Origin of the sequence: Microbacterium sp. RURRCA19A, from assembly GCF_900156455.1 — a bacterium.
Taxonomy (GTDB): domain Bacteria; phylum Actinomycetota; class Actinomycetes; order Actinomycetales; family Microbacteriaceae; genus Microbacterium.
The window spans coordinates 129,828-150,231 of sequence record NZ_FTNQ01000002.1 but is presented as its reverse complement, the minus strand read 5'-3'; the positions used below and the strand labels follow the sequence as shown (position 1 = coordinate 150,231).

Here is a 20,404-nt window from a genome sequence, read left to right as displayed (position 1 = left end):
GGTGACCTCAGCGCCGCGCGACCCGCAGCAGGCCCTCGCCCACCACGGCGATCACCGCCGCACACGCCAGGGCCACGGCGATGCTCACGAGCGCGGTCGCGGGGCCGGTGGCATCCAGGGCCGAGCCCGCGATCACGCCGCCGATCGGAACGCCCAGCGACATCGCCGCGGTCGGGTAGGCCAGGGTCTCGGTCACGCGACCCTCGGGGGCGCGGGCCGAGGCCACGAGGATCCCGGAGATCATCACGGGCGACAGCAGCAGCCCGAGGACCAGGATCGCGAGGAACAGCACGGGCGTCACGGCCTGTGTGAGGGGCAGAGCGAGGGCGGCGATCGCGGCCGCCGCGGCGAACCCGATGAACCGGGCGATCGGCGAGAGCTTCCACGCCCGGGCTCCGGTGATGACCGAGCCGACCGCGATCGCGAGGGCCAGCGCGCTGAACGCGGGGCCGGCGAGCCACGGACGTCCCCCCAGCTCTGCCCACCCCACGAGGGTCACGTCGAACGCGCCGAACACGCCGCCCAGCGCGACGCACGCGAGCGCGACCGGCACGACTCCGGCGGGCGGCCACGCGAACCGGGCGCGGCCGGTCGCCCCGGTCGCCGCGGGTTGGGTGCCGCGTTGCGATGCCAGCCACACCCCGCCGATGACGCCGAGGGTCAGCGAACCGAGCATCGCGACCGCCGGGTTCACGGCGGCGGCGACCGCGGTGATGACCGGCGGCCCCGAGATGAACACCATCTGATCGCCGATCGTCTCGAGCGCGAGCGCCGCCGTCCGCTGCGACGGAGGGGCGAGCACCGTCCACCGCGCACGCACGGCCGAGGTGAGGTCGGGCGTGGCCGCACCGGTCGCGAACGCGGCGACGAGCCACGTCCAGAAGGGCGCCGCCGTCAGCACGAGGGCGAGCAGGGCGGATGCCGCGAGCACGAGGCATCCGAGCGAGATCAGGATGACCCGCGCCTGGCCGTGCCGGTCCATGCGCGACGACCAGAGGGGAGCCGCGACGGCCATGCCGCCCACGAGCGGGGCGACGACGATCCCGGCCGACCCGAAGCTGCCCGTCGCGGCCGAGACGAGCAGGATCACGCCGAGCGAGAGGGTCGCGCGGGGGAATCGGGCGAGGATGCCGGCCGCGACGAACGTCCGCGCACCGGGCAGGCGCAGCACCTGTCCGTACGCCCGGACCCCGGTGGCTTCCGAAGCGACGCTCATCGGACGCCGCCCGCAGCTCGCGACGCCGTCACGCGGTGTAGTCGAATCGGCTGATCTCCTCGAGCGCCTCGACGACGAAGGACACGCTGTCCTCGAACAGCTGCGCGCCGTGTGCGGCGTTCGCGCCCGTCGGGTCGCCGAGCACGCCGGTGGGGCCGAAGTCGTTCGACAGCCAGCCGAAGGTCACGGGCTTGCCGTTGAAGCCGATGTGCCGGAAGTCGCCGATGTGCGCCGGAACCGTGGCCTCGAATTTCGTGGCGTCCACGAGCTCGGGGCGCAGGTGCATGATCATGCTGGTTTCGCCGTGGCCCGCGTGGATGCCGGTGCCGTGCTCGTCGGGGCCGCCGTCGGTGCCGTCGAACGAGGGCACGCGCGCGGCGGGCATGAAGAACGTGCGCAGCCCGAAGCGTCGGCGGAGCTCCCGGTTCGCGACGTTCAGCAGCGCGACGTTGCCGCCGTGGCCGTTGAGGAACACCAGGGTGCGGGCGCGGGTGGTCAGCAGCGAGCGGCCGATGTCGACGATGGTCTGCATCATCGTCTCGGGCGTGAGCCACAGCGTGCCCGGCGCCCACGAGTGCTCGTCGGACTTCGTGATTGACAGCGTCGGCAGCTGCCACACGTCGATGCCCTGCGCGGCGGCGCGCGCGACGGCGGCCGTGGCGGAGGCCTCGGCGACGATGGCATCCGTCGCCAGGGGTAGGTGCGGACCGTGGTGCTCGATCGCGCCCGTGGGCAGCACGATGATCGACTTGTCGGTGAGGGCCTCGGCGGCGGCGGGGCCGCTGAGTTCGGCGAGAAGACGGCTCATCGGATGGCTCCCTTGCGTGCGCCGGTGTACTCGGGGTTGAGCTTGCCGGGGTTCAGCAGCCCGTGCGGGTCGGTCGAACGCGCGGTCTCGACCGTCTGCTCGACGTTGAAGTCGACGTTCCACTGGTGCGGGTTGTGCACGCCGACGCCGATCGCGTTGAGCTCGGCGATGCCGCGGTACACGTCCTCCTCGCTCACGTAGGGGGCGGCGAGCATGCCGATCGGGTGCTGCTTGGTCGACTCGATGTGGAGCTTTCCGCCGGCGAAGACCGCCTCGACGGCATCCACGTCCTCTGCCAGCGGGCTGCCCGCGACCTCGAGGTGGAACACCTCGTGCGGCTGGCTCTTCTGGTACCACTCGATCGGGTGGTTGTAGCTGAGCATCGACAGACGGATGCTGGCCTGCGGCCCCTCGCGCACCGCCTCCACGCGGCCGCCCGCGCCCTCGACGATCGCGGTGACGGTGTCGATGAGCGACGCGTCGATGATCGCGCGCAGGCTCGACCGGCCTTCCGGAATGGCTTCGTCGGCGGGGAGGGATGCCGAGATCTCGGGCCCGTCGCCGGAGACCAGGCGCGGGGTGGGGTCGAGGTTGCCGATGGTCTGCAGCACCGCCAGGGTGCCCGAGAAGTCGGGGAAGCTGGCCCAAAGACCCCGCCACTCGCGCAGCGGCTCGAGCCGGACGGTGGCGCGCACGATGACGCCCACGGTTCCGTAATTGTGCACGTACTTCTGGGCCTCGTCGCCCTCGACGTGGATGATGTCGGCGCTGCCGTCGGCGTGCACGACGTCGAGCGCGGCGACGAAGCCGCGGTCGTTCGAGCCGTGCTCGATGGAGCCGGTGCCGCCGGAGCCGCCGGAGAGGAAGCCGCCGAGGGTGGACTGCGCGGTCGACGGGTACATCCAGAGCGCCTGGCCGGCGGCCCACGCGGCCTGCTCGAGCAGCACCATGGGGGTTCCGGCCTCGGCGGTGATGAACCCGTCGCCGACCTCGACGATCGCCTTGGCGCGGGTGGTGTCGATGACGAGGCCGCCCTGCATCGGGATGGCCTGGCCGTAGTTGCCGGTGCCTTTGCCGCGGACGGTCACGGGGACGCCGTGCCGCGCGGCCGCGGCGACCGCGATCGCGATCTGCTCGGCATCCGTCGGGAAGACGACGAGGTCGGCGAGGCCCAGGGGGAGCTTGGCGGCGATGATCGGCGACATCGGCGACCCGTCGACGCTGGCGCGCTCGCGCACGCGCGGTTCGGTGCTGACGGCGGCGGGGCCGAGCAGGTCGAGCAGGTCGTCCTCGAGGGAGAGGACGCGGGTGGCGGTGTCGCTCATGGGTGTCTCCGGGTGACGCGGGTGGGGTGGATGCCAGATGTCGGGGCCGCGGCGGGGAGGGCGGCCGGGGTGGGGCGGAGCGTGCGGGACGCGGCCCGGCCCGCGCGAGGCGGGCCGGGCCGAGCCGGTCAGAACGAGATCGAGGTGTCGATGAACTCGTTCGTGTACAGGTCCTTGGCGGTGTAGCCGGCCGCCGGCGGGGTGCCGAGGTCGGTGTAGACCTTGCTGGCCTTCTCGAAGAAGTCCGCGAAGCGGGCGTCGTCGAAGTTGCCGTAGGTGGAGTCGGGGCCGTCGCCGACGAGGCCGAGGTCGACCTGCGTCTTGACCGAGTAGTCGGCCACACCCTGCGTGTACGTCCAGCCGGTGTTGTACTCCTCGACGAGCTTCAGGATGAGGTCGTTGGCGGCCTTCGGGTCCTTGTAGTACGCCACGCCCGCCTTCTGCAGCACGGGGACGAGCTTGGTGAGGCAGGGGCTCAGCTTGTCGAAGTCCGCGGCCTTGACCGACATGGACGACTGGTAGGTCTGCCATCCCGAGTCGTGGATGAGGGCGAACTTCACCGGCTTGCCCCAGGCCGAGACCTCGTTCTGGTACACGTACGGCTCAGCCGACGCGAAGCCCTGCTGCATGTCCTTGCCGCCGGCGGCGACGAAGTTCGACGGGGTGCCGTCGTACGAACCGTCCAGGATGTCGGCGCTGGCGAGGCCCGCGCTCTTGAGGTACTCGATGTAGGCCGAACCATCGAAGTAGCGCCACACGCCCTTGTTCGCCTCGAGGGCGGGCTTGACGTCCTGGATGGTCTTGACGTCGGGGTAGGTGGTGGGGTCCCACATGACCATGGTGGGGCTGATGTCCAGCGGCGCCATGACGGCCTTGGTGGGCGTCGTGCCGGAGAGCTGGATGGCCTCGTCGGTGCTCACGTAGCCGAGGGTGATCTTGTCGTCCTGGTACATCTGGGCCGACACCGTCTGGAAGCCGATCGCGGGACCGCCGGCGCGGATCTCGAGGTTGACGCCGGTGTACTCGCCGTCCACCTTCAGGGGACCGGTGACGGCCTTGGTGTTGGCGTCGATCGTGTAGTCGTCCTTGATCATCTCGTAGAGGTGACCGTGCTCCGCCTCGGGGTTCCAGTCGGTCTGGACGACGATCGTCGCGGGGCAGTCGGCCGACAGGTCGACCGAGCCGATGGCGAGGTCGGAGCTGCTGGGAGCCGACTCCGCGGCGCTGCCGGCGCACGAGGTGAGCGTGAGGGCGATCGCGAACGCGCCGGTGACGGCGGTGCCGCGAAGGAGGGTGCTGCGCTTCATGCTGTTTCGCTTTCTGTGACGGGTGGAACTCTCGGGTACGGAAGGTGGTGCAGGAGGGGTCGGATGCCACGGCCGCGGGCACGCCCGAGGGCGCGGTGCCGTGGCATCCGGTGTCTGTGTGCGGTGGAGAGTCGGGTCGGGACGGGCGGGGTCAGCGTGCCGATTCGTACCAGCGGCCGACGGCGACCTTCGACAGCCAGCCGAAGAGGGCGAAGATCGCGACGCCGAGGAGGCAGGCCGCGAGGATCGCGGCGAACAGCTCGGCGCTCTGCAGCCGCGACTGGTAGTTGGAGATGAGGGAGCCGATGCCCGGCTCGCCGCGGCGGAAGAAGTAGTCGCCGACGATCGCACCGATGACCGAGAGCCCGGCCGAGGTGCGCATGCCGACGAAGATCGAGGGGAGCGCGGCGGGGAGGGTGAGCTTCGTGAGCACCGTCCACTTGTTGGCCTTCTGCAGCCGGAACAGTTCGCGCTGCGACTTGTCGACCGACTGGAGCCCGAACAGGGTGTTCGAGACCATGGGGAAGAGCGCGATCAGGACGCAGACGATGACGCGGGCGAGGAACTCGTATCCGAACCAGAAGCCCACGAGCGGCACGAGGGCGAGGATCGGGATGCACTGCAGGATCACCGCGTAGGCGTACGTGCTGCGCTCGACCCAGCGCGCCATCGACATCGCGATGGCCCAGCCGATGCCGATCACCATCGCGATCGCGAGGCCGGTGAGGGCGACGCCCGTGGTGCGGAACAGAGCGGTCCAGATGTCGGCGCTGACCTGCGGGTCGAAGAAGCCCTTCGTGAACATCTCGTGCGGCATGGGCAGCAGGAAGCCCTTGCCGGTCGCGGTGAGGACGCCCGAGATGACGTACCAGATGCCGACGAGCACGGCGAGGACGCCGAGCGGCGGGAGGGCGAGGAGCACCCAGCGACCGATCGGCCCACGTCCGCGCGGAGCCCGGGGCGCCGTGTCGGAGGAGGGGGGAACGGGGGTGGATGCCGTGGGCTCGGACGTCTCGGAGACGACCGGCTCTGCAGACGTGGTGCTCATGAGTGTCCTTCCCGGAGGGCGTGGGAGACCTCGCCGACGAGCTTCGCGAACTCGCCCGTGTAGCGGATCTCGGGGTCGCGCGGCATGTCGAAGGGGACCTCGAAGGTGTCGACGAGGTGGCCGGGGCGACCCGACATCACGACGACCTTGGTGGAGAGGTAGACCGCTTCGGAGACCGAGTGCGTGATGAAGAGCCCACCGAACTTCTGCTCGACGAAGATCTTCAGCAGCTCGTCGTTCAGGCGCTCGCGGGTGATCTCGTCGAGTGCGCCGAACGGCTCGTCGAAGAGGAACAGTTCGGGGTCGAGCGTGAGGGAGCGGGCGAGGGACGCGCGCATCTTCATGCCACCCGACATCTGCTTGGGCAGGTGCTTCTCGAAGCCGTTGAGCCCGACGAGGTCGATCGCCCACTGCGCCTTCGGGGTGCGGACGCGCTTGGGCTGCCAGTTCAGCTCGGCGAGGAGCTCCACGTTGGACTGCACGTCGCGCCAGGGCAGGAGCGTGGCGTCCTGGAAGACGTAGCCGATCCGGTCGGTGTTGACCGTCGCGGTGCCTTCGCTCGCGGACTCGAGGCCCGAGGCGATGCGCAGCAGCGTCGACTTGCCGCAGCCCGAGGGGCCGACGACGCTGACGAACTCGCCGCGCTCGACGACGAGGTCGACGCCCGAGAGGGCGGTGGTGCCGTTGGGGAACGTCATGGCGACGTTCCGGAAGTCCAGCAGCGGCGGGGTCGGGCCCGCGAGGGTCGCTGCCGGGGAAGGGGAGGCGAGGGTCACGGAGCGCTCACTTTCCGGTCGGGACGAGGGTCGGAAGCGCCGGTGCGGGTGCGTCGGCGGGCGGTGCGGTTGTCGGGGCGGGGGCGGAGGGTGCGGCGATGCGCGTCGTGACCGTGGTGCGGGCGACGACGCGGCCGCGGTGGAGGACCACGCGGTCTGCGGAGGCGAACGCGACGGTCTCGCCGAGCGAGGCGGCGCGGACGGCGACGAGGTCGGCGCGGGCCCCGGCGACGGGACCGGCGAACGGCAACCCCATGACGTCGCGGGCGCCCGTCGTGACGGCGTCAACGGCGTCCTCGGGGGCCAGGTGCCCCGCGGCGACGAGGAGGGAGGCGGTCTCGAGGTGGTCGCAGCGGCCCACGGGGTTGAAGGGGTCCCGCACGTTGTCGGCGCCGGCGGCGACGCGGACGCCGGCGGTCTTGAGGCGGCCGATCGGCGCGATCCCGCGGGGCACCGCGTGGTCGGCATCCCACCCCTGCAGGTACAGGTTGGTGATGGGGAGGGCGATGATGCCGATGTCGGCGGCGCGCACGTCGTCGGCGAGGGCAGCGAGGTCTTCGGTCGGCATCATGCTCAGGCGTACGCAGTGCCCGGCGGTGCGGGGGCGGTGCCAGCCGGTGACGGCGGCGGCGTAGGCGGTGAGGGTGTCGGCACCGGCGAGGCTCTCGTCGGTGTGCAGGTCGAGGCCGACGTCGCGGCGCCGGGCGATGGCGATGAGGCGGTCGAGGTCGGCGATCGGGTCGTCCGCGAGGTGCGGTGCTCCGCCGACGAGGTCGACGCCCGCGTCGAGGGCCGCGTCGAACACCGCGTCGGGGACGGTCGGTCCGCCGAGCGCGACGAGCTCGATGTCCATGAGGCCGCGCAGTTCCTCTCGCAGCCGGACGAGGGCGCGGACGCCGATCAGCGCGTCGGCGCCGTGCAGCAGGTCGACGTGGGTCCGGACGGCGGTGATCCCGGATGCCAGCATCCGTAGCGCCGTGGAGCGGGCCCGGTCGAGCGTCTCGTCCTCGTCGAGCGTCTGGGCGAAGGCCTGCCAGCTCTCGATGGCGCGGACGAGGTCGCCGAACGGGGGCTGGATGGCATCCCAGGACTGCGACTTGTCGAGGTGCCCGTGGGGCTCGGCGCCGGCCGCCGTGACGACGTAGCCGGCGAGGTCGAGGGTCTCGCCGCCGGTCTCGGGCAACGGCGTCCCCGCCGGGACCACCGCGACGACCGTCTCGCCGTCGATCGCGATGTCCACGAGCGCGCCGGACGCCAGCCGCGCATTGTGGATCGCGGTGATCGAGACGGGTGGAGCGGCGGACACGAGGACCTCCGGAGAATGAGGGTGAGGATGCCACTTCGTCGAGGCGGGCGCCGTCGGGAGCGGCTCTCCAGTGTTGGTGTGACCAACATCCGGGCTGTTTCCGATGCTAGGAACCGGTCGTTTCCGCCGTATTTCCCGCTCGTGACCCTCGTGACAAACCTGCGGCGGGACGACCCCGCGCCCGCCGGGCGAGCCGCGCCCGCGGTGCGCGGGCGTCGCGCGACCTCCGCGATCCGCCCCCGCTCAGTGCGTTCGCGCCGTCTCCGGCTGAGCCCGCGCGGATCGCTGAGCCTGCGCGGGCAGGGTCCTCGGCGTCAGCCCTCGAACTCCACCGTCGACCAGGCCACGTCGACCAGGCACAACCCGTCGTCGGTGTCGCGGAAGAACAGGTCGCCGGGGGCGTTCGTGCCCCCGGCGACGCGGTCGACCGGGAGTGACACGTTGATGCTCCACGCGGCATCCAGAGCGGCCTGGTCGGGCCAGTGATCGCCGACGAGCCGCTCCGGCTCCTCGGCGGCGAGGCCGGTCCAGTCCTCGGGGGCGCCCATCTCGGGTGCGGCGCCCGCGCAGACCAGGGCCGTCGCGTCACCGGCGCTCGCCGCGGCGATCACCCGGTTGGTCGTGTCGATGACCGCGGCGCCGTCCGGACCCCAGATGATCGTGTCGAGCGAGCACGACGCGAGCGCCAGCGTCAGCGTGGCGCCCCCGGTGATCCCGGCCGCGCGGACGAACCCCCGTCGCATCCCCATGCGCCTCAATCTAGAGGCGCTCCCGCGACGCCGGTGAGCGTCCGGTCGTGGCTCTCGGCGTTCTCCCGGTCGGCATCCGCCCGTGCCCGTACCCGCCGCCGCGGGCGCAGCCCCGCCGCCGCCACGGCGAGCACCGACGTCGTCACGAGCGCGAGGGCCGGGGCGAGGGTCGTCCAGGGCGCGCGTTCGACGTAGTCGATGCCCTCCGACAGCAGCAGGCCCCACTCCGGCTGCGGCGGCTGCGCGCCGAGACCGAGGAACCCGAGGGCTGCCAGCGCGAGGGCGACGCCGGGCAGTCGCAGCATGCCGTGGCGCACGAGCGGGCCGAGCGTCGCGGGAAGCACGTGCCGCAGCCAGATCTCCGCGCGGGACGCGCCCGACAGCGGCATCCACTTCACGTGCGGGGCGGCGAGGGCTTCGTCGATCAGCGCGGCGGCGTGCGTCGTCAACGGCGGCCACGTCACCCACAGCACTGCGAGCGCGGCTCCTCCCACGGACGGACCCCACAGGGCCGCGACGATCACGCCCGCCAGGATCGGCGGCGTGGCGTTGGCGATCTCGGCCGGACCCCGCGCGATCTCGCCGGCGACCGCGAGCAGCAGGGCCACGACGATCGCGAGGGCGACGATCCCGAACGCCGGCAGCAGCGTGCCGACCGTGCCGTGGGCGACGCGTCCGAGCAGGTCGCGGCCGCTGGCGTCGGCCCCGAACGGCAGCGCGAGGCTCGGCGGGCTCAGTCGCGGGGAGGCGAGTGCGTACGGATCGCGCGGCAATCCCGTCGCGAAGAGCAGGGCCAGGATGCCGAGGGCCACCGCCACCGTGACCCGGGCGGCGCGGCCGTCGCCGCGCGGCTCCGGCGGCGACGGGAGCGCGCCCGCGGGGAGCGGTCCGCCGCGGAGGGCTCGACGTGCGGCGCCGGTGAGCAGTCCCACGACGATCGCCGCGAGGGCCATCAGCAGCACTCCGGCCTGCAGCGCGGGCAGATCCTGCGCGTTCGCCGCGCCCAGCAGGTAGCGACCGAGTCCCGGAATGGCGAACACCTGCTCGACGGCGACCGCGCCGCCCAGCAGCCCGATGACGACGAGCCCGGCCTGGTCGACCACCGCCGCGCCCGCCCGTCGGAGCAAGCCGCCGACGAGCACCCGGCGGCGCGCGCCCGCGAGCCGCCAGACCTCCACCCACCGCTCCTCGCCGACACCGCCCAGCGCGTCGGCGAACAGCCGCCCGAGCAGACCGCCCGCGGGGATGCCGAGCGCGAGTGCCGGGAGCACGGCGGTGTCCAGCCCGCTCCAGCCGTACGGCGGCAGCCATCGCAGCTGCACGGCGACCACGACCAGCACGACGCTGGCGAGCAGGAACTCGGGCAGGGCCGTGAGCGCCACGCCCACGGGGCCGGAGCCGCGGGGCGGACGGTCCCGCGCGATCCGGGTCACCGCGGGAGAGACGAGCCCCGCCGCCACGGCCAGCGCCACCGCCATCGCGAAGCCGGTGAGCGTCAGCGACACCCCGAGGGCGTGCCAGACCCCGGGGCCGACCTCGCCGCCGCTCACCCACGAGCGACCGAGGTCGCCCCGCAGGGCGTGCGACCACCAGCGCAGGCTCGTCGCGAGCGGTCCGCCCTCGAGTCCGAGCTCGGCGCGGACGCCGTCCAGCGCCTCGGGGGTGGGTTCGAGCTCGGCGTAGCGGGCGCGCAGGATGGATGCCGCGGGGTCGCGCTGCGACAGCCAGGGCAGTGCCCCGGCGACCGTCAGCAGCGCGATCCCGCTCAGCGTCCGCGAGACGAGCCCGGCGACGTGGCTGTGGCGCACGGTCGTCAGTCCGCGATGCGGGTTCTCGCGGTCACCAGCTGACGCTCGCGCGGATCGCGGGCGGCGTCGACGACCGACGTCGACTCGCCCTGCACCACGCGCTCGTGCAGCAGCGGCACCGCGGCATCCGTCGCGAGCACCCGTGCCTCGGCGGCCATCGTGGCGCTGCGGCGGTCGGCGCCGGCGGCGGTGGTCGACGCGAGCGCGACCGCCGCGTCGACGTCGGGGGAGCACAGCTGTGCGATCGAGAATCCCCCGCCGCAGGTGAAGTCCGAGGCGAGGTAGGCCGCCGGGTCGCCGGAGTCGAGGACGGTCGCCCGCGACAGGATGAACGCGTCGAACCTGCCGTCGAGGGCGTCGGCTTCGATGAACTGGTACTCGCGCACGTCCTGCTGCACGACGAACCCGGCGGCCTCGAGCTGCTGCTCCAGCACGACGGCGACCTCGGGCAGCTCGGCGCGGTCGGTGAAGGTGCCGAGCGTGATCGGGATGCCGGACACCGCCGCCGCGGCCGGGCGCGTGTCGACGAGCGCACGGTAGGCCGCGTCCTCGCGCAGGTCAGCGGCCCAGGGGAGCGCGGGACCGAGCAGTCCCTCGGCGACGTCGGCGCGTCCCTCGTACACCGACGAGACGATCGCGGCGCGGTCCACCGCGGCGCGCGCCGCGGCACGGACGGCGGGATCGGCGAACGGCCCCGACGCGGTGTTCAGGTACAGCGTGTTGGTGCGCGGCATGGCGACCTCGTGCAGCAGGCTCGCGTCGATCGTCGCGGTCTGACCCGCGGGGATGGCCTCGACGATGTCGGCGTCGCCGGTGCGCAGTGCCGCGGCCCGCGCCGTGCCGTCGGGCACGAATCGGGCGTCGATGCCCGCCGCGAGCGCCTTCTCTCCCCAGTAGCCGTCGTAACGGTCGAGGGTGGCGCCGACGATCCCGTCGACCGCCGTGAGCACGAAAGGTCCCGTGCCCGTGCCCACGGGGCTGACCCCGTTCGCGGTGTAGGCGTCGTCGGCGAACACCGCCAGCTGCGGGCTCGACAGGCGGTTCGGCAGCAGCGGGTCGGGCGCTCCCGTGGTCACCACGACCGCGTCGCCGTCGTCGACGACGTGCACGTCGACGCCGTTGAGGATCCGCGGCTTCGGGGTGGCGTCGATCGCGTGCTGCAGCGAGTTCGCCACGGCGTCGGCGGTCAGCGGGTCGCCGTTGTGGAACGTGACGCCGGGGCGCACGTCGAAACGCCAGGTGGTGGCATCCACCTGCTCCCATCCGGTCGCGAGCAGGGGCTCGGGCGTGCCGTCGGAGTCGAGTGTCACGAGCGTCTCGGCCGTCGACCAGCGCGACAGCTTGAACGCGTCGTCGCTGAGCGGGTTCAGCCCCGACCTGGGGGGCTGCATCATGGCGACCGAGATGCGCTGGTCTTCGCCGTCGGGGGCGGCCGTGGTGCCGGGCGAGAAGCATCCGCTCAGCAGCGGCACGGCGGCCGAGGCGAGCGCGAGCGCGAGGAGGCGGCGTGACAGAGCCGTCATGGTGGTTCCTTACTTTGTTGGGGAGGGGCGCTGCGGGGGCAGCGCGGTCACGCCGTCGGCGCGGCGAGGGCGAGGCTGTCGTCGCAGCGTGCGGCGACGGCGGGGTCGTGGGTCACGAGCAGCAGCGCGGTGCCCGTGGAGCGGGCGAGGTCGACGAGCGCCTGAGACACGGATGCCGTGCGTTCGGGGTCGAGCGCGCTGGTGGGTTCGTCGGCGATCAGGACGACGGGGTCGACGGCGAGGGCGCGCGCGATCGCGGCGCGCTGCGCCTGGCCGCCCGAGACCTCCGCGGGCCGGCGGTCGAGGAGCGCCGGATCGAGGTCGGCGAGGGAGGCGGCGCGGCGGATCCGCGCGTCGAGATCGCGGCCGTCGGTCAGGCGCTGCACTGCGTCGGCGATCGAGCGGCGCAGGCTCCAGCGCGGGACGAAGGCCGCGGCGGCATCCTGCGGCACACCCTGCACGAGGTGGCGCGAGGCGCGGGCAGCGGGCCAGGGACGGCCGGCGACGGTGATCGATCCGGATGCCGGTCGCCGCAGGCCCAGGACCACTTCGGCGAGCGTGGTCTTCCCGGCCCCCGAGCGTCCGACGATCGCGAGCGAGGATCCGCTCGCGACCGCGAAGGACGTGGGGGCGAGCGCGACGCGGCGCCCGTGGGCGGCGGTGACGCGGTCGACGACGAGGGTGCTCACGAGGCGATCACCGTGCCGTCGACCACACGGAGGCGGCCGGCGCCGAGCCGCGCGGCCACGGCCTCGTCGTGCGTCGTCACCACGAGCGCCTGCGCGGGACCGATCACCGCGGCGAGCACGTCGAGCACGCGGTCCCGTGTCTCGTGGTCGAGGGCGCTCGTGGGTTCGTCCGCGAGCACGAGCGGGGCGTCCGAGAGCACCGCCAGCGCGAGGGCCGCACGCTGCGCCTGCCCGCCCGACAGCTCGGCCGGGCGTCGGCGCGCCGCCCCGGTGTCACCGAGCCCGACCGCCGCGAGCACCGCGGCGATGCGTTCCCGCGGGGCGCGGGTGACGGCGCGGAGTTGTCGCGCGAGAGGGGCGAGCGGGTGCAGGGCGTCGAGGCCGCGCTGTGGGACGAGCGCGACGCGCGGGGCGACGGCATCCCGCCGACCAATGAGCGTGAGTCCGGCGGGGAGCCTTCCCGAGAGCGCCCGCAGCAGCAGGGTCTTGCCCGCGCCCGAGGGTCCGGTCACGGCGATCCGGTCGCCGGCGCGGATGGTGAGGTCGTCGATGCGCAGGAGCACGCGTCCGTCCCGCCCCCGTACGTCGGCACCGGCGAGCGCGACGACGGGCGCGTCGACGGGCACCGAGGGGAGCGGGGGACGGTCAGGCATACTGATAATGATTATCAGAACCAAGGAGTCCTGTGCGAATCCCCCCGACCCGCACCCCCGTGCTGCTGGGGACGCAGCTGCTGTTCAACGTGGGCTTCTACGCCGTGGTCCCGTTCCTCGCGCTCGTCCTGACGCGCGACTTCGGGCTCACGGCCCTCGCGGTCGGCCTGGTGCTCGGCATCCGCACCTTCGCGCAGCAGGGTCTGTTCCTCGTGGGCGGGGTGCTCGCCGACCGATTCGGCGCGCGGCGCGTCATCCTGCTCGGCTGCGCCGTGCGCGTCGCGGGGTTCGCCACCCTCGCCGCTGCTCTGCTCGCCCCGACCCCGGCTCTGCCCCTGTTCGTCGTGGGGACCGTGCTCACGGGGCTCGGCGGCGCGCTCTTCTCGCCGGGCCTGAACGTCCTGATCGCGGATGCCGAGGCCCGCCGCCCCGACGCCGGCGGCCGTTCGCGGGCGTCGCTGTTCGCGTGGCTGAGCGTCACGGGCGAGCTGGGTGCCGTGATCGGTCCGCTCGTCGGCGCCGCGCTCCTGGGGGCGGGCTTCGTGGTCGTCGCGCTGTCGGGCGCCGCGTTCTTCACGGCGATCGGGCTCTTCCTCCGGGTGGCGCTTCCGCCCGACCCCGGCCGGCGCACCGCGCGGACCCGCGGGGGAGCGTGGTGGTCGCTCCGCGACCGGCGCTTCGTCGGATTCTCGGTGCTCCACGCCGCCGACCTCCTCGCCTACAACCAGCTCTACCTCGCCCTGCCGCTCCACCTCGCCCGGACGACGGATGCCGCGGCCGCCACGGCGCTGATGTTCGCGAGCGTGTCGGTGCTCACCCTCGCGCTGCAGTTGCCGCTGTCGCGGTGGGCCGGGCGCGTGGGGGCGGCCGTGGCGCTGCGCACCGGGTACGCCCTGTCGGCGACGGGTTTCGGCGTCCTGGCCGTGGGCGCGACCGCGGCGACCGGTGACGCCGCGGTCGTCTCGGCGGTCTTCGTCTCGGCGGGGCTGATCGCGGCGGGGCACATGCTCGCGAATCCCACCGCCCTCGCGCTCGTCCCGCGGTTCGCCGCCGCCCTCCCCACCGGCTCATTCTTCGGGCTGCTCGCGACGTGCGGCGGAGTCGCGGTGCTCGGCGGCAACCTCGTCTCGGGGGCCCTGTCGACGTGGCCGGCCGTCCCGGCCGCGGCGGCAGCGTTCCTGGCACTTCCGCTCGTCGTCGCCGCGGTGGCGGCGCCCCGGCTCGCGGCGCGCGTCGCGTCCCCTCCGCGATCCGCGCAGGCTTCGTTCGAGGGAGCCGTGCGGGACTGAGGCTGCGCGAATCGCTGAGATCGTGCCGAGGCGGCTACAGCTCCAGCGTGATGCGCGGGCACGCCGCGCGCGACACGCACAGCATCATGGTGCGGTTGGCTTCCTGCTCCTCGGGCGAGAGCACCGAATCGCGATGCTCCACGTCGCCGTCGATCACCGGCACCTCGCACGTGCCGCAGGTGCCGACGCGACAACTCGAGGGCACGACCGCGCCGTACTCCTCGACGACCTCGAGGATCGACTTCTCCGGCGGGACCACGACCGTCAGCCCCGACATCATGAGGTCGACCTCGAACGGCTCGGCCCACACCGGCGGCCCGAGCACCTTCGCCTCGAACCGCTCGACGTGGAGGCTTCCGCGCGGCCAGCCCGACATCGCGGCATCCAGGGATTCCAACAGGCGGGCGGGCCCGCACGCGTAGACGACGGTCCGGGATGCCGGGGTGCCCAGGCGCGCGTCCAGGTCGAGGCGGCGGCCCTCGTCGGCGGCGAACACCTCCACGCGATCGCCGTAGAGCTCGGTCAGTTCGGTGGCGAACGCCATGGTCTTCCGCGACCGTCCGGCGTACAGCAGTGTCCACGCGGCGCCCGCGGTCTCGGCGGCCTCGATCATCGGGACGATCGGCGTGATGCCGATGCCGCCGGCGACGAAGACGTAGGAGCGACCGGCGGTCGGCGCGAAGAGGAAATGGTTCGCGGGTCCGCGCACACGCAGCGCGGTGCCGGGGTGGGCGTTCTCGTGCAGCCACACGGAGCCCTCGCGCTCGCGCAGCACGCCGATCCGCCAGGTGCCGCGCTCGCTGGGCGACCCGCACAGCGAGTACTGGCGCTCGACCCCGCCGGGCAGCACGACGTCGATGTGCGCACCCGGCGACCAGTGCGGCAGCACGCCGCCCGGCCGCTCGAGGTCGAGGACGACGACACCGTCCGCCGCCTCGCGCCGCTCGCGCACGATCGCCTCGAATGTCAGACCGCCGCTCATGTGTCTCCTTCGCCGGGGTCGGGGGCGCCGTGCACCAGTTCCTTCACGATCAGCAGTCGGTAGGGCGCCCCGCCGGGCGAATGCCAGCGGTGGGGGGTGCCCGACCGGCAGTAGACCGAGTCGCCGACCGAGAGCGTCGTCTCGCCGAATGGCCCCAGCGAGATGACGATCGAGCCCTCGAGCACGGTGAGGAACTCGTCCTCCTCGTGGATGTAGTGGTCGCCGGGCTCGGGGTTCGCGCCGGTGAACTCCATGGGCTCGAAGCGGCGCGGGCCCTCGGCGAGCATCCGCGCGCTGCCCTCGGCGTACGGGCCGACGAGTCCCTCGTTCGCCCGCACGAACGTCGGGTGGGCGCTCTCGTCGGGGCGCGGAGGCTCGGACGCGGCGATCAGTTCGACCCGGCTCGTGCCGAGGGCCCGCGCCAGCCGCTCGAGGCTCGCCATGCTGGGGCGCGCGAGGCCGCGCTCGAGCTGGCTGAGGAACGGATGCGACAGCGCCGCCGCCTCGGCCAGTTGCGTCAGCGTCAACCCGCGCGCTTTGCGCAGGCCCCGCAGGTGCGCCCCGAGGCGCTCGTCACCGGTGGCGGGATCGTCGGCGGGGATCGCGGGAGCCATGGTGGTCATCGTCCCACCCTCTCGAACAATCGCGCGGTGATCTCGCTCTCGTCGACGGTGACGAGGCATCCCTCGTCCACGACGACTCGGCCCGCGACCACGACCGTGCGCGGGCGGCGACCGGGCGAGGCCCAGAGCAGTCCCGCGACGCGGTCGGCGACCCCGGCGTCCGCGACCCCCGACACGTCCCACAGGCACAGGTCGGCGGCCGACCCCGGCGTGAGCCGCCCGAGTTCGGGGCGCCCGAGCCCGTTGGCGGATCCGGCGGTGGCCATCGCCAGGACCGTGGATGCCGCCAGCTGCGGTCCCACGAGAGCCGAGACCTGCATCGCCAGACGCGCGTCGGCGAGCAGGTGGCCGGCGTCGTTGCTGCCGCCGCCGCTGGTTCCGAGGCCGACCGGGATGCCGGCGTCCCGGAGCTTCGCGACCGGCGCGACGCCCCAGCCCATCGGCACGTCGCATCCGGGGGCGTGGGTCGCCGTGACCCCCGCGGCGGCGATCCGGGCGATCTCGTCGTCGGTGACCGCGCACAGGTGCGCGAGGGTGACATCGGGGGCCAGCCACCCCCAGTCCTCGAGGAGGTCGAGGGGGCGGCGGCCGTAGCGGTCGAGCGCGATCTCGACGTCGACGACCTCGTTCGCCTGGGTGCGCCGGCGGAGCCCGCGGCGCGCGGCGACCTCGGTCATCAGCGTGAACGTCTCGCGCGGGTCGCTGTGCACGCCCGCGGGTCCGACGGCGACCTGCAGCATCCCGTCCGCGCTGACGCCGCCCGGGCAGTCGTCGACCAGGGCCGCGGCGATCGCCTCGGCCGAGAGCGCGGCCTCCTGCGGATCGTCGCGCGCGGCGCCCCGCACGAAGGCGAGGCGCCCACCGAGGTCGGCGGCGGCCGCCGCCGCGGCGCGGGCCATCCCGACCGTGTCGGCGCCGGAAGGCCAGGTCAGGTGGTGGTCGGCGACCGTCGTGACGCCGCTCAGCAGCGCTTCGGCGAGCCCCGCGCGCGCCGCGATGCCGGTGAGCTCGGGATCGACGCCGGCCGCGGTGTAGGCGCTCGCCATCGCGGGCAGCCAGTCGCGCATCGGGATGCCACGGGTGCCCGGCAGCGTCCGGAACGCCGTCTGCAGCAGGTGGTGGTGGGCGTTCACGAGGCCGGGCGTCACGACGCAACCGCTCGCATCGATCACCGTCGCGTCCGCCGGAGCGGGGGAGTCGACGACGACGCCGTCCACGGTCACGACGTCTCCGGTGCGCACGCGTCCTTCGGTCTCGACGACCGCGACCGCGTCGCGGATCACGAGCGCCGTCATCGGACCGTCACCGGGGTCGGGACCGTGCAGCCGGCCACGGCGTCCGCGTGGAGGGGGCCGCCGGTCGCCCGGAGGGGAAGAGCGCTCGCGCCGCGTCGCGCCGCGACGATCTCGGCGATCACCGCCAGGGCGGTCTCCTCCGGGGTCTCCGCCCCGAGGTCGAGGCCCAGCGGGGAGTGCAGCCGGCCGAGCTCGGCATCCGTCACCCCCGCTTGGGTCAGCAGCGCCGCCCGGCGCGCCACGGTCGCCCGCGACCCCATCGCGCCGACGAAGCCGACGGGCAGACGCAGCGCCGTCCGGATGGCGGGGACGTCGAGGCGCTCGTCGTGGGTCAGCACGCACACCGCGGTGCGCTCGTCGGGTGCCTCCAGGGACGCGAGGTAGTCGTGCGGGGCGGCGACGACCAGATCGGATGCCTCCGGGAAGCGCTCCCGCGTCACCAGCAGCGCCCACGGATCGCACACGGTCACGGCGAATCCGGCGGCGGCTCCCACGCGGCACAGAGCGGCCGCGTGCTCACCGGCCCCGAGCACGATGAGGCGGGGCCGCGGCCGCCGGCGCAGTGCCAGGACGGTGCCGTCGCCGAGGTCGAGGTCGATCGCGCTCTCGCGTCCGGCCGCGGCGCGGCGCAACGCGTCGCGCACGCCGGGGGCGGCGCCGTCGACGGGGTAGGCGACCACCTCGATCGCTCCGCCGCAGGCCAGACCCGCCGCGACGATCGCGTCGTCCGGACCGGTGAAACCGAAGCTGCCGCGACGGACCTCGGCCGAGCGGAGCGCGTCGAGGCCGAGCATCACGGCGTCGCCCTCGACACAGCCGCCGGAGAGCGAACCGATCACGCGGGCGTCCGGGGTCACCGCGAGCGTCGCGCCCACCCCGCGCGGTGCGCTGCGCACGACCCGGGTGATCGTGACCGCGGCCACGGGGACCCCCGCCTCCAGCAGGGGCAGCAGGTCGGCGGCCAGTTCGAGCATGTGGGCGACCGTATCCGCGACGTGTTTCGCGCACGCTACGCTGTCGTGACCATGCGTCCCGAGGCCCCGTCCGACACCCCGTCGGGCCGTCCGGCGGGGCTCGTCCTGGCTGCCGGAGCCGGTCGCCGGTTCGGCGGCCCGAAGGCCCTCGCCCGGGATGCCGACGGCACGCCGTGGGTCGCGAAGGCCGTCGCGGCGCTCCGCTCCGGAGGCTGCGAGCCGGTGATCGTCGTGCTCGGCGCGGGCGCGGACGAGGCGTCGCCGCTCGTACCTCCCGGTGCGCGGATCGTCCGGACCGACCGCTGGTCCGAGGGTGTCGCTGCGTCTCTCCGTGCGGGGCTGGAGGCCGCGGCATCCCTCCCCGCCCCCGCCGTCGTGATCGTTCCCGTCGACACTCCTGAGCTTCCCGCCGCGGCGGTCTCGCGGCTCGCCGAGCGGGCGGCTCCCGACGCACTCGCCTCCGCGGACTACCGCGGGGAACCGGGCCACCCCGTGCTCATCGGGCGCGGGCACTGGTCCGCGCTGGCCGCCGCGGCGACGGGCGACATCGGCGCGCGACCGTATCTTCGCGCACACGGGGCCGAGGCCGTCGAGTGCGGCGACCTGTGGTCGGGCGCCGACCGCGACGTGCGCTGAATCCCGCGTCCTCCGGCACCCGCGCGTTGCGCGGTCGAGCCGCGAACCGACGTTCCGTTACGCGTTCGTTGCATTTCGTCGCTCCCGGGACTCTGGACAAACGCGCATGCCCGGGGATATGTTCACGGAGCCGTCATAATTAACGACGGAGCCAGGAAGCCGGGACGAGGACGTACCCGATCTGACGCCGGGGAGGGCGACGGGTGCGGACCACGGGGGTCCCTGCAGTTCAGAGAGGAACGCAGATCACAATGCTGAAGAAAATCCTGACCGGTGCGGCAATCGCGGCACTCGCGGTCGGCCTCGGAGCCTGTAGCTCCACCCGCCCCGCCGACGGTGGCGGAGACGCCGCCGGGGGCAGCGGCGACTGCAACGTCGGCATCGCGATGCCGACCCGCAGCCTCGAGCGCTGGATCAACGATGGTGAGCAGCTCCAGAAGAAGCTCCAGGACGCCGGCTGCACCGTCGACCTGCAGTACGCCGACAACAAGACCGACCAGCAGATCAGCCAGATCCAGAACCAGATCTCGGGCGGTGCCAAGATCCTCGTGATCGCGGCCATCGACGGATCGACGCTCGGACCGGTGCTGCAGGAGGCCAAGGCGCAGAACGCCACGGTCATCGCGTACGACCGCCTCATCAACGGCAGCGAGAACGTCGACTACTACGCCACGTTCGACAACTACAAGGTCGGCACGCTCCAGGGTCAGTTCATCGAGGAGCAGCTCGGCCTGAAGGACGGCAAGGGTCCCTTCAACCTCGAGCCCTTCGCCGGCAGCCCCGACGACAACAACGCGAAGTTCTTCTTCGCCGGGGCCTGGGACGTGCTCAAGCCGTACGTCGACAAGGGCCAGCTCGTCGTCCCCAGCGGCAAGTCGCCCGCCAACGACGACGCGTGGGCCAGCATCGGCATCCAGGGCTGGGCGTCCGACAAGGCTCAGGCCGAGATGGACAACCGCCTCTCGTCGTTCTACGGCGACGGCAAGAAGGTCAACGTCGTCCTGTCGCCCAACGACAGCCTCGCCATCGGCATCGAGGCATCCCTCAAGTCGGCCGGCTACACCGCCGGTGCGGACTACCCGATCATCACGGGTCAGGATGCCGACAAGGCCAACGTCAAGGCGATCCTCGAGGGCCTGCAGGCCATGACGGTCTGGAAGGACACCCGCGCTCTGGGTGACCGCGTCTTCACCATGATCCAGGAGATCAAGGACGGCAAGACCGTCGAGGTGAACGACACCAAGACCTACGACAACGGCAAGAAGGTCGTCCCGTCGTACCTGCTGACGCCTGAGGTCGTCGTCAAGGACGACGTGCAGTCCAAGCTCATCGACTCGGGCTTCCTCAAGGCCTCCGACGTCGGGCTCTGATCCACTCAGCGGCGGGGCGGGTTCGCC

The 20,404-nt window shown here is 73.2% G+C and carries 19 protein-coding genes; 3 read left to right on the top strand and 16 right to left on the bottom strand.

The annotated features are described in order from the left end of the window. Positions 1 to 7: 7 nt before the first annotated feature. The 12 genes from BW982_RS08670 to BW982_RS08615 form a co-directional block, all read right to left on the bottom strand. Positions 8 to 1,216, bottom strand: a complete 1,209-nt coding sequence (locus BW982_RS08670) for an MFS transporter (protein WP_076492276.1) — start codon at positions 1,214 to 1,216, stop codon at positions 8 to 10. A 28-nt stretch (positions 1,217 to 1,244) separates the two neighbouring features. Further along, a complete protein-coding gene (locus tag BW982_RS08665; RefSeq protein WP_076492274.1) occupies positions 1,245 to 2,024 on the bottom strand; it encodes a creatininase family protein in 780 nt (259 codons plus the stop codon). Beyond that, positions 2,021 to 3,349: an FAD-binding oxidoreductase gene (locus BW982_RS08660; protein ID WP_076492272.1), complete on the bottom strand. Its 1,329-nt coding sequence runs from the start codon at positions 3,347 to 3,349 to the stop codon at positions 2,021 to 2,023. Before BW982_RS08660 ends, BW982_RS08665 begins: the two co-directional genes overlap by 4 nt. A 128-nt stretch (positions 3,350 to 3,477) precedes the next feature. Then, positions 3,478 to 4,656, bottom strand: a complete 1,179-nt coding sequence (locus BW982_RS08655) for a nitrate ABC transporter substrate-binding protein (RefSeq protein WP_076492270.1) — start codon at positions 4,654 to 4,656, stop codon at positions 3,478 to 3,480. A gap of 151 nt (positions 4,657 to 4,807) precedes the next feature. Further along, positions 4,808 to 5,704 (bottom strand): ABC transporter permease, encoded by an 897-nt coding sequence (locus tag BW982_RS08650; protein ID WP_076492268.1) that lies wholly within the window; start codon positions 5,702 to 5,704, stop codon positions 4,808 to 4,810. Continuing rightward, positions 5,701 to 6,480, bottom strand: a complete 780-nt coding sequence (locus tag BW982_RS08645) for an ABC transporter ATP-binding protein (protein WP_076492265.1) — start codon at positions 6,478 to 6,480, stop codon at positions 5,701 to 5,703. The genes BW982_RS08650 and BW982_RS08645 overlap by 4 nt, the downstream gene beginning before the upstream one ends. Positions 6,481 to 6,487: 7 nt before the next feature. Continuing rightward, complete coding sequence (locus tag BW982_RS08640; protein ID WP_083696602.1) at positions 6,488 to 7,786, bottom strand: amidohydrolase family protein; 1,299 nt, start codon at positions 7,784 to 7,786, stop codon at positions 6,488 to 6,490. 314 nt (positions 7,787 to 8,100) lie between these two features. Next, positions 8,101 to 8,535 (bottom strand): hypothetical protein, encoded by a 435-nt coding sequence (locus tag BW982_RS08635; RefSeq protein WP_076492263.1) that lies wholly within the window; start codon positions 8,533 to 8,535, stop codon positions 8,101 to 8,103. Between the two features lie 5 nt (positions 8,536 to 8,540). Next, positions 8,541 to 10,343 carry an ABC transporter permease subunit gene (locus BW982_RS08630; RefSeq protein WP_076492261.1) on the bottom strand — a complete coding sequence of 601 codons (1,803 nt, stop codon included), beginning with the start codon at positions 10,341 to 10,343 and terminating at the stop codon, positions 8,541 to 8,543. 5 nt (positions 10,344 to 10,348) lie between these two features. Further along, positions 10,349 to 11,866: an ABC transporter substrate-binding protein gene (locus BW982_RS08625; protein ID WP_076492258.1), complete on the bottom strand. Its 1,518-nt coding sequence runs from the start codon at positions 11,864 to 11,866 to the stop codon at positions 10,349 to 10,351. A 47-nt stretch (positions 11,867 to 11,913) separates the two neighbouring features. Next, positions 11,914 to 12,555, bottom strand: a complete 642-nt coding sequence (locus BW982_RS08620) for an ATP-binding cassette domain-containing protein (RefSeq protein ID WP_076492255.1) — start codon at positions 12,553 to 12,555, stop codon at positions 11,914 to 11,916. Further along, positions 12,552 to 13,208, bottom strand: coding sequence for an ATP-binding cassette domain-containing protein (locus tag BW982_RS08615; protein WP_076492252.1), 657 nt, complete (start codon positions 13,206 to 13,208; stop codon positions 12,552 to 12,554). The genes BW982_RS08620 and BW982_RS08615 overlap by 4 nt, the downstream gene beginning before the upstream one ends. A 32-nt stretch (positions 13,209 to 13,240) precedes the next feature. Here BW982_RS08615 and BW982_RS08610 point away from each other — a divergent pair, with 32 nt between their 5' ends. Further along, entirely contained in the window at positions 13,241 to 14,497 is a 1,257-nt protein-coding gene (locus BW982_RS08610; protein ID WP_076492249.1) for an MFS transporter, read from the top strand. Positions 14,498 to 14,531: 34 nt separating this feature from the next. Here BW982_RS08610 and BW982_RS08605 read toward each other — a convergent pair whose 3' ends face one another. From BW982_RS08605 to BW982_RS08590, 4 genes are read right to left on the bottom strand one after another with little or no spacing between them, the layout of a single operon-like run. After that, complete coding sequence (locus tag BW982_RS08605) at positions 14,532 to 15,479, bottom strand: PDR/VanB family oxidoreductase (RefSeq protein ID WP_076492247.1); 948 nt, start codon at positions 15,477 to 15,479, stop codon at positions 14,532 to 14,534. Then, complete coding sequence (locus BW982_RS08600) at positions 15,476 to 16,102, bottom strand: helix-turn-helix domain-containing protein (RefSeq protein WP_076492244.1); 627 nt, start codon at positions 16,100 to 16,102, stop codon at positions 15,476 to 15,478. The genes BW982_RS08605 and BW982_RS08600 overlap by 4 nt, the downstream gene beginning before the upstream one ends. Continuing rightward, a complete protein-coding gene (locus BW982_RS08595; RefSeq protein WP_076492241.1) occupies positions 16,099 to 17,397 on the bottom strand; it encodes an amidohydrolase family protein in 1,299 nt (432 codons plus the stop codon). Before BW982_RS08595 ends, BW982_RS08600 begins: the two co-directional genes overlap by 4 nt. After that, positions 17,394 to 18,371: an XdhC family protein gene (locus BW982_RS08590; protein WP_076492239.1), complete on the bottom strand. Its 978-nt coding sequence runs from the start codon at positions 18,369 to 18,371 to the stop codon at positions 17,394 to 17,396. The genes BW982_RS08595 and BW982_RS08590 overlap by 4 nt, the downstream gene beginning before the upstream one ends. Positions 18,372 to 18,422: 51 nt before the next feature. Between BW982_RS08590 and BW982_RS08585 the strand changes: the two genes are divergently transcribed. Continuing rightward, positions 18,423 to 19,007: a nucleotidyltransferase family protein gene (locus BW982_RS08585; RefSeq protein ID WP_076493592.1), complete on the top strand. Its 585-nt coding sequence runs from the start codon at positions 18,423 to 18,425 to the stop codon at positions 19,005 to 19,007. A 251-nt stretch (positions 19,008 to 19,258) separates the two neighbouring features. Then, on the top strand, positions 19,259 to 20,377 hold the full coding sequence (gene chvE / locus BW982_RS08580; RefSeq protein WP_076492237.1) for a multiple monosaccharide ABC transporter substrate-binding protein: 1,119 nt from the start codon (positions 19,259 to 19,261) through the stop codon (positions 20,375 to 20,377). Positions 20,378 to 20,404 lie beyond the last annotated feature (27 nt).

What these genes read in the sequence shown, in the direction of transcription:
- chvE (WP_076492237.1), top strand. Translation starts at nt 19,259, where the DNA reads ATGCTGAAGAAAATCCTGACCGGTGCGGCAATCGCGGCACTCGCGGTC.
- BW982_RS08605 (WP_076492247.1), bottom strand. Translation starts at nt 15,479, where the DNA reads ATGAGCGGCGGTCTGACATTCGAGGCGATCGTGCGCGAGCGGCGCGAG.
- BW982_RS08595 (WP_076492241.1), bottom strand. Translation starts at nt 17,397, where the DNA reads ATGACGGCGCTCGTGATCCGCGACGCGGTCGCGGTCGTCGAGACCGAA.
- BW982_RS08660 (WP_076492272.1), bottom strand. Translation starts at nt 3,349, where the DNA reads ATGAGCGACACCGCCACCCGCGTCCTCTCCCTCGAGGACGACCTGCTC.
- BW982_RS08600 (WP_076492244.1), bottom strand. Translation starts at nt 16,102, where the DNA reads ATGACCACCATGGCTCCCGCGATCCCCGCCGACGATCCCGCCACCGGT.
- BW982_RS08585 (WP_076493592.1), top strand. Translation starts at nt 18,423, where the DNA reads ATGCGTCCCGAGGCCCCGTCCGACACCCCGTCGGGCCGTCCGGCGGGG.
- BW982_RS08635 (WP_076492263.1), bottom strand. Translation starts at nt 8,535, where the DNA reads ATGGGGATGCGACGGGGGTTCGTCCGCGCGGCCGGGATCACCGGGGGC.
- BW982_RS08615 (WP_076492252.1), bottom strand. Translation starts at nt 13,208, where the DNA reads ATGCCTGACCGTCCCCCGCTCCCCTCGGTGCCCGTCGACGCGCCCGTC.
- BW982_RS08670 (WP_076492276.1), bottom strand. Translation starts at nt 1,216, where the DNA reads ATGAGCGTCGCTTCGGAAGCCACCGGGGTCCGGGCGTACGGACAGGTG.
- BW982_RS08665 (WP_076492274.1), bottom strand. Translation starts at nt 2,024, where the DNA reads ATGAGCCGTCTTCTCGCCGAACTCAGCGGCCCCGCCGCCGCCGAGGCC.
- BW982_RS08650 (WP_076492268.1), bottom strand. Translation starts at nt 5,704, where the DNA reads ATGAGCACCACGTCTGCAGAGCCGGTCGTCTCCGAGACGTCCGAGCCC.
- BW982_RS08625 (WP_076492258.1), bottom strand. Translation starts at nt 11,866, where the DNA reads ATGACGGCTCTGTCACGCCGCCTCCTCGCGCTCGCGCTCGCCTCGGCC.
- BW982_RS08655 (WP_076492270.1), bottom strand. Translation starts at nt 4,656, where the DNA reads ATGAAGCGCAGCACCCTCCTTCGCGGCACCGCCGTCACCGGCGCGTTC.
- BW982_RS08590 (WP_076492239.1), bottom strand. Translation starts at nt 18,371, where the DNA reads ATGCTCGAACTGGCCGCCGACCTGCTGCCCCTGCTGGAGGCGGGGGTC.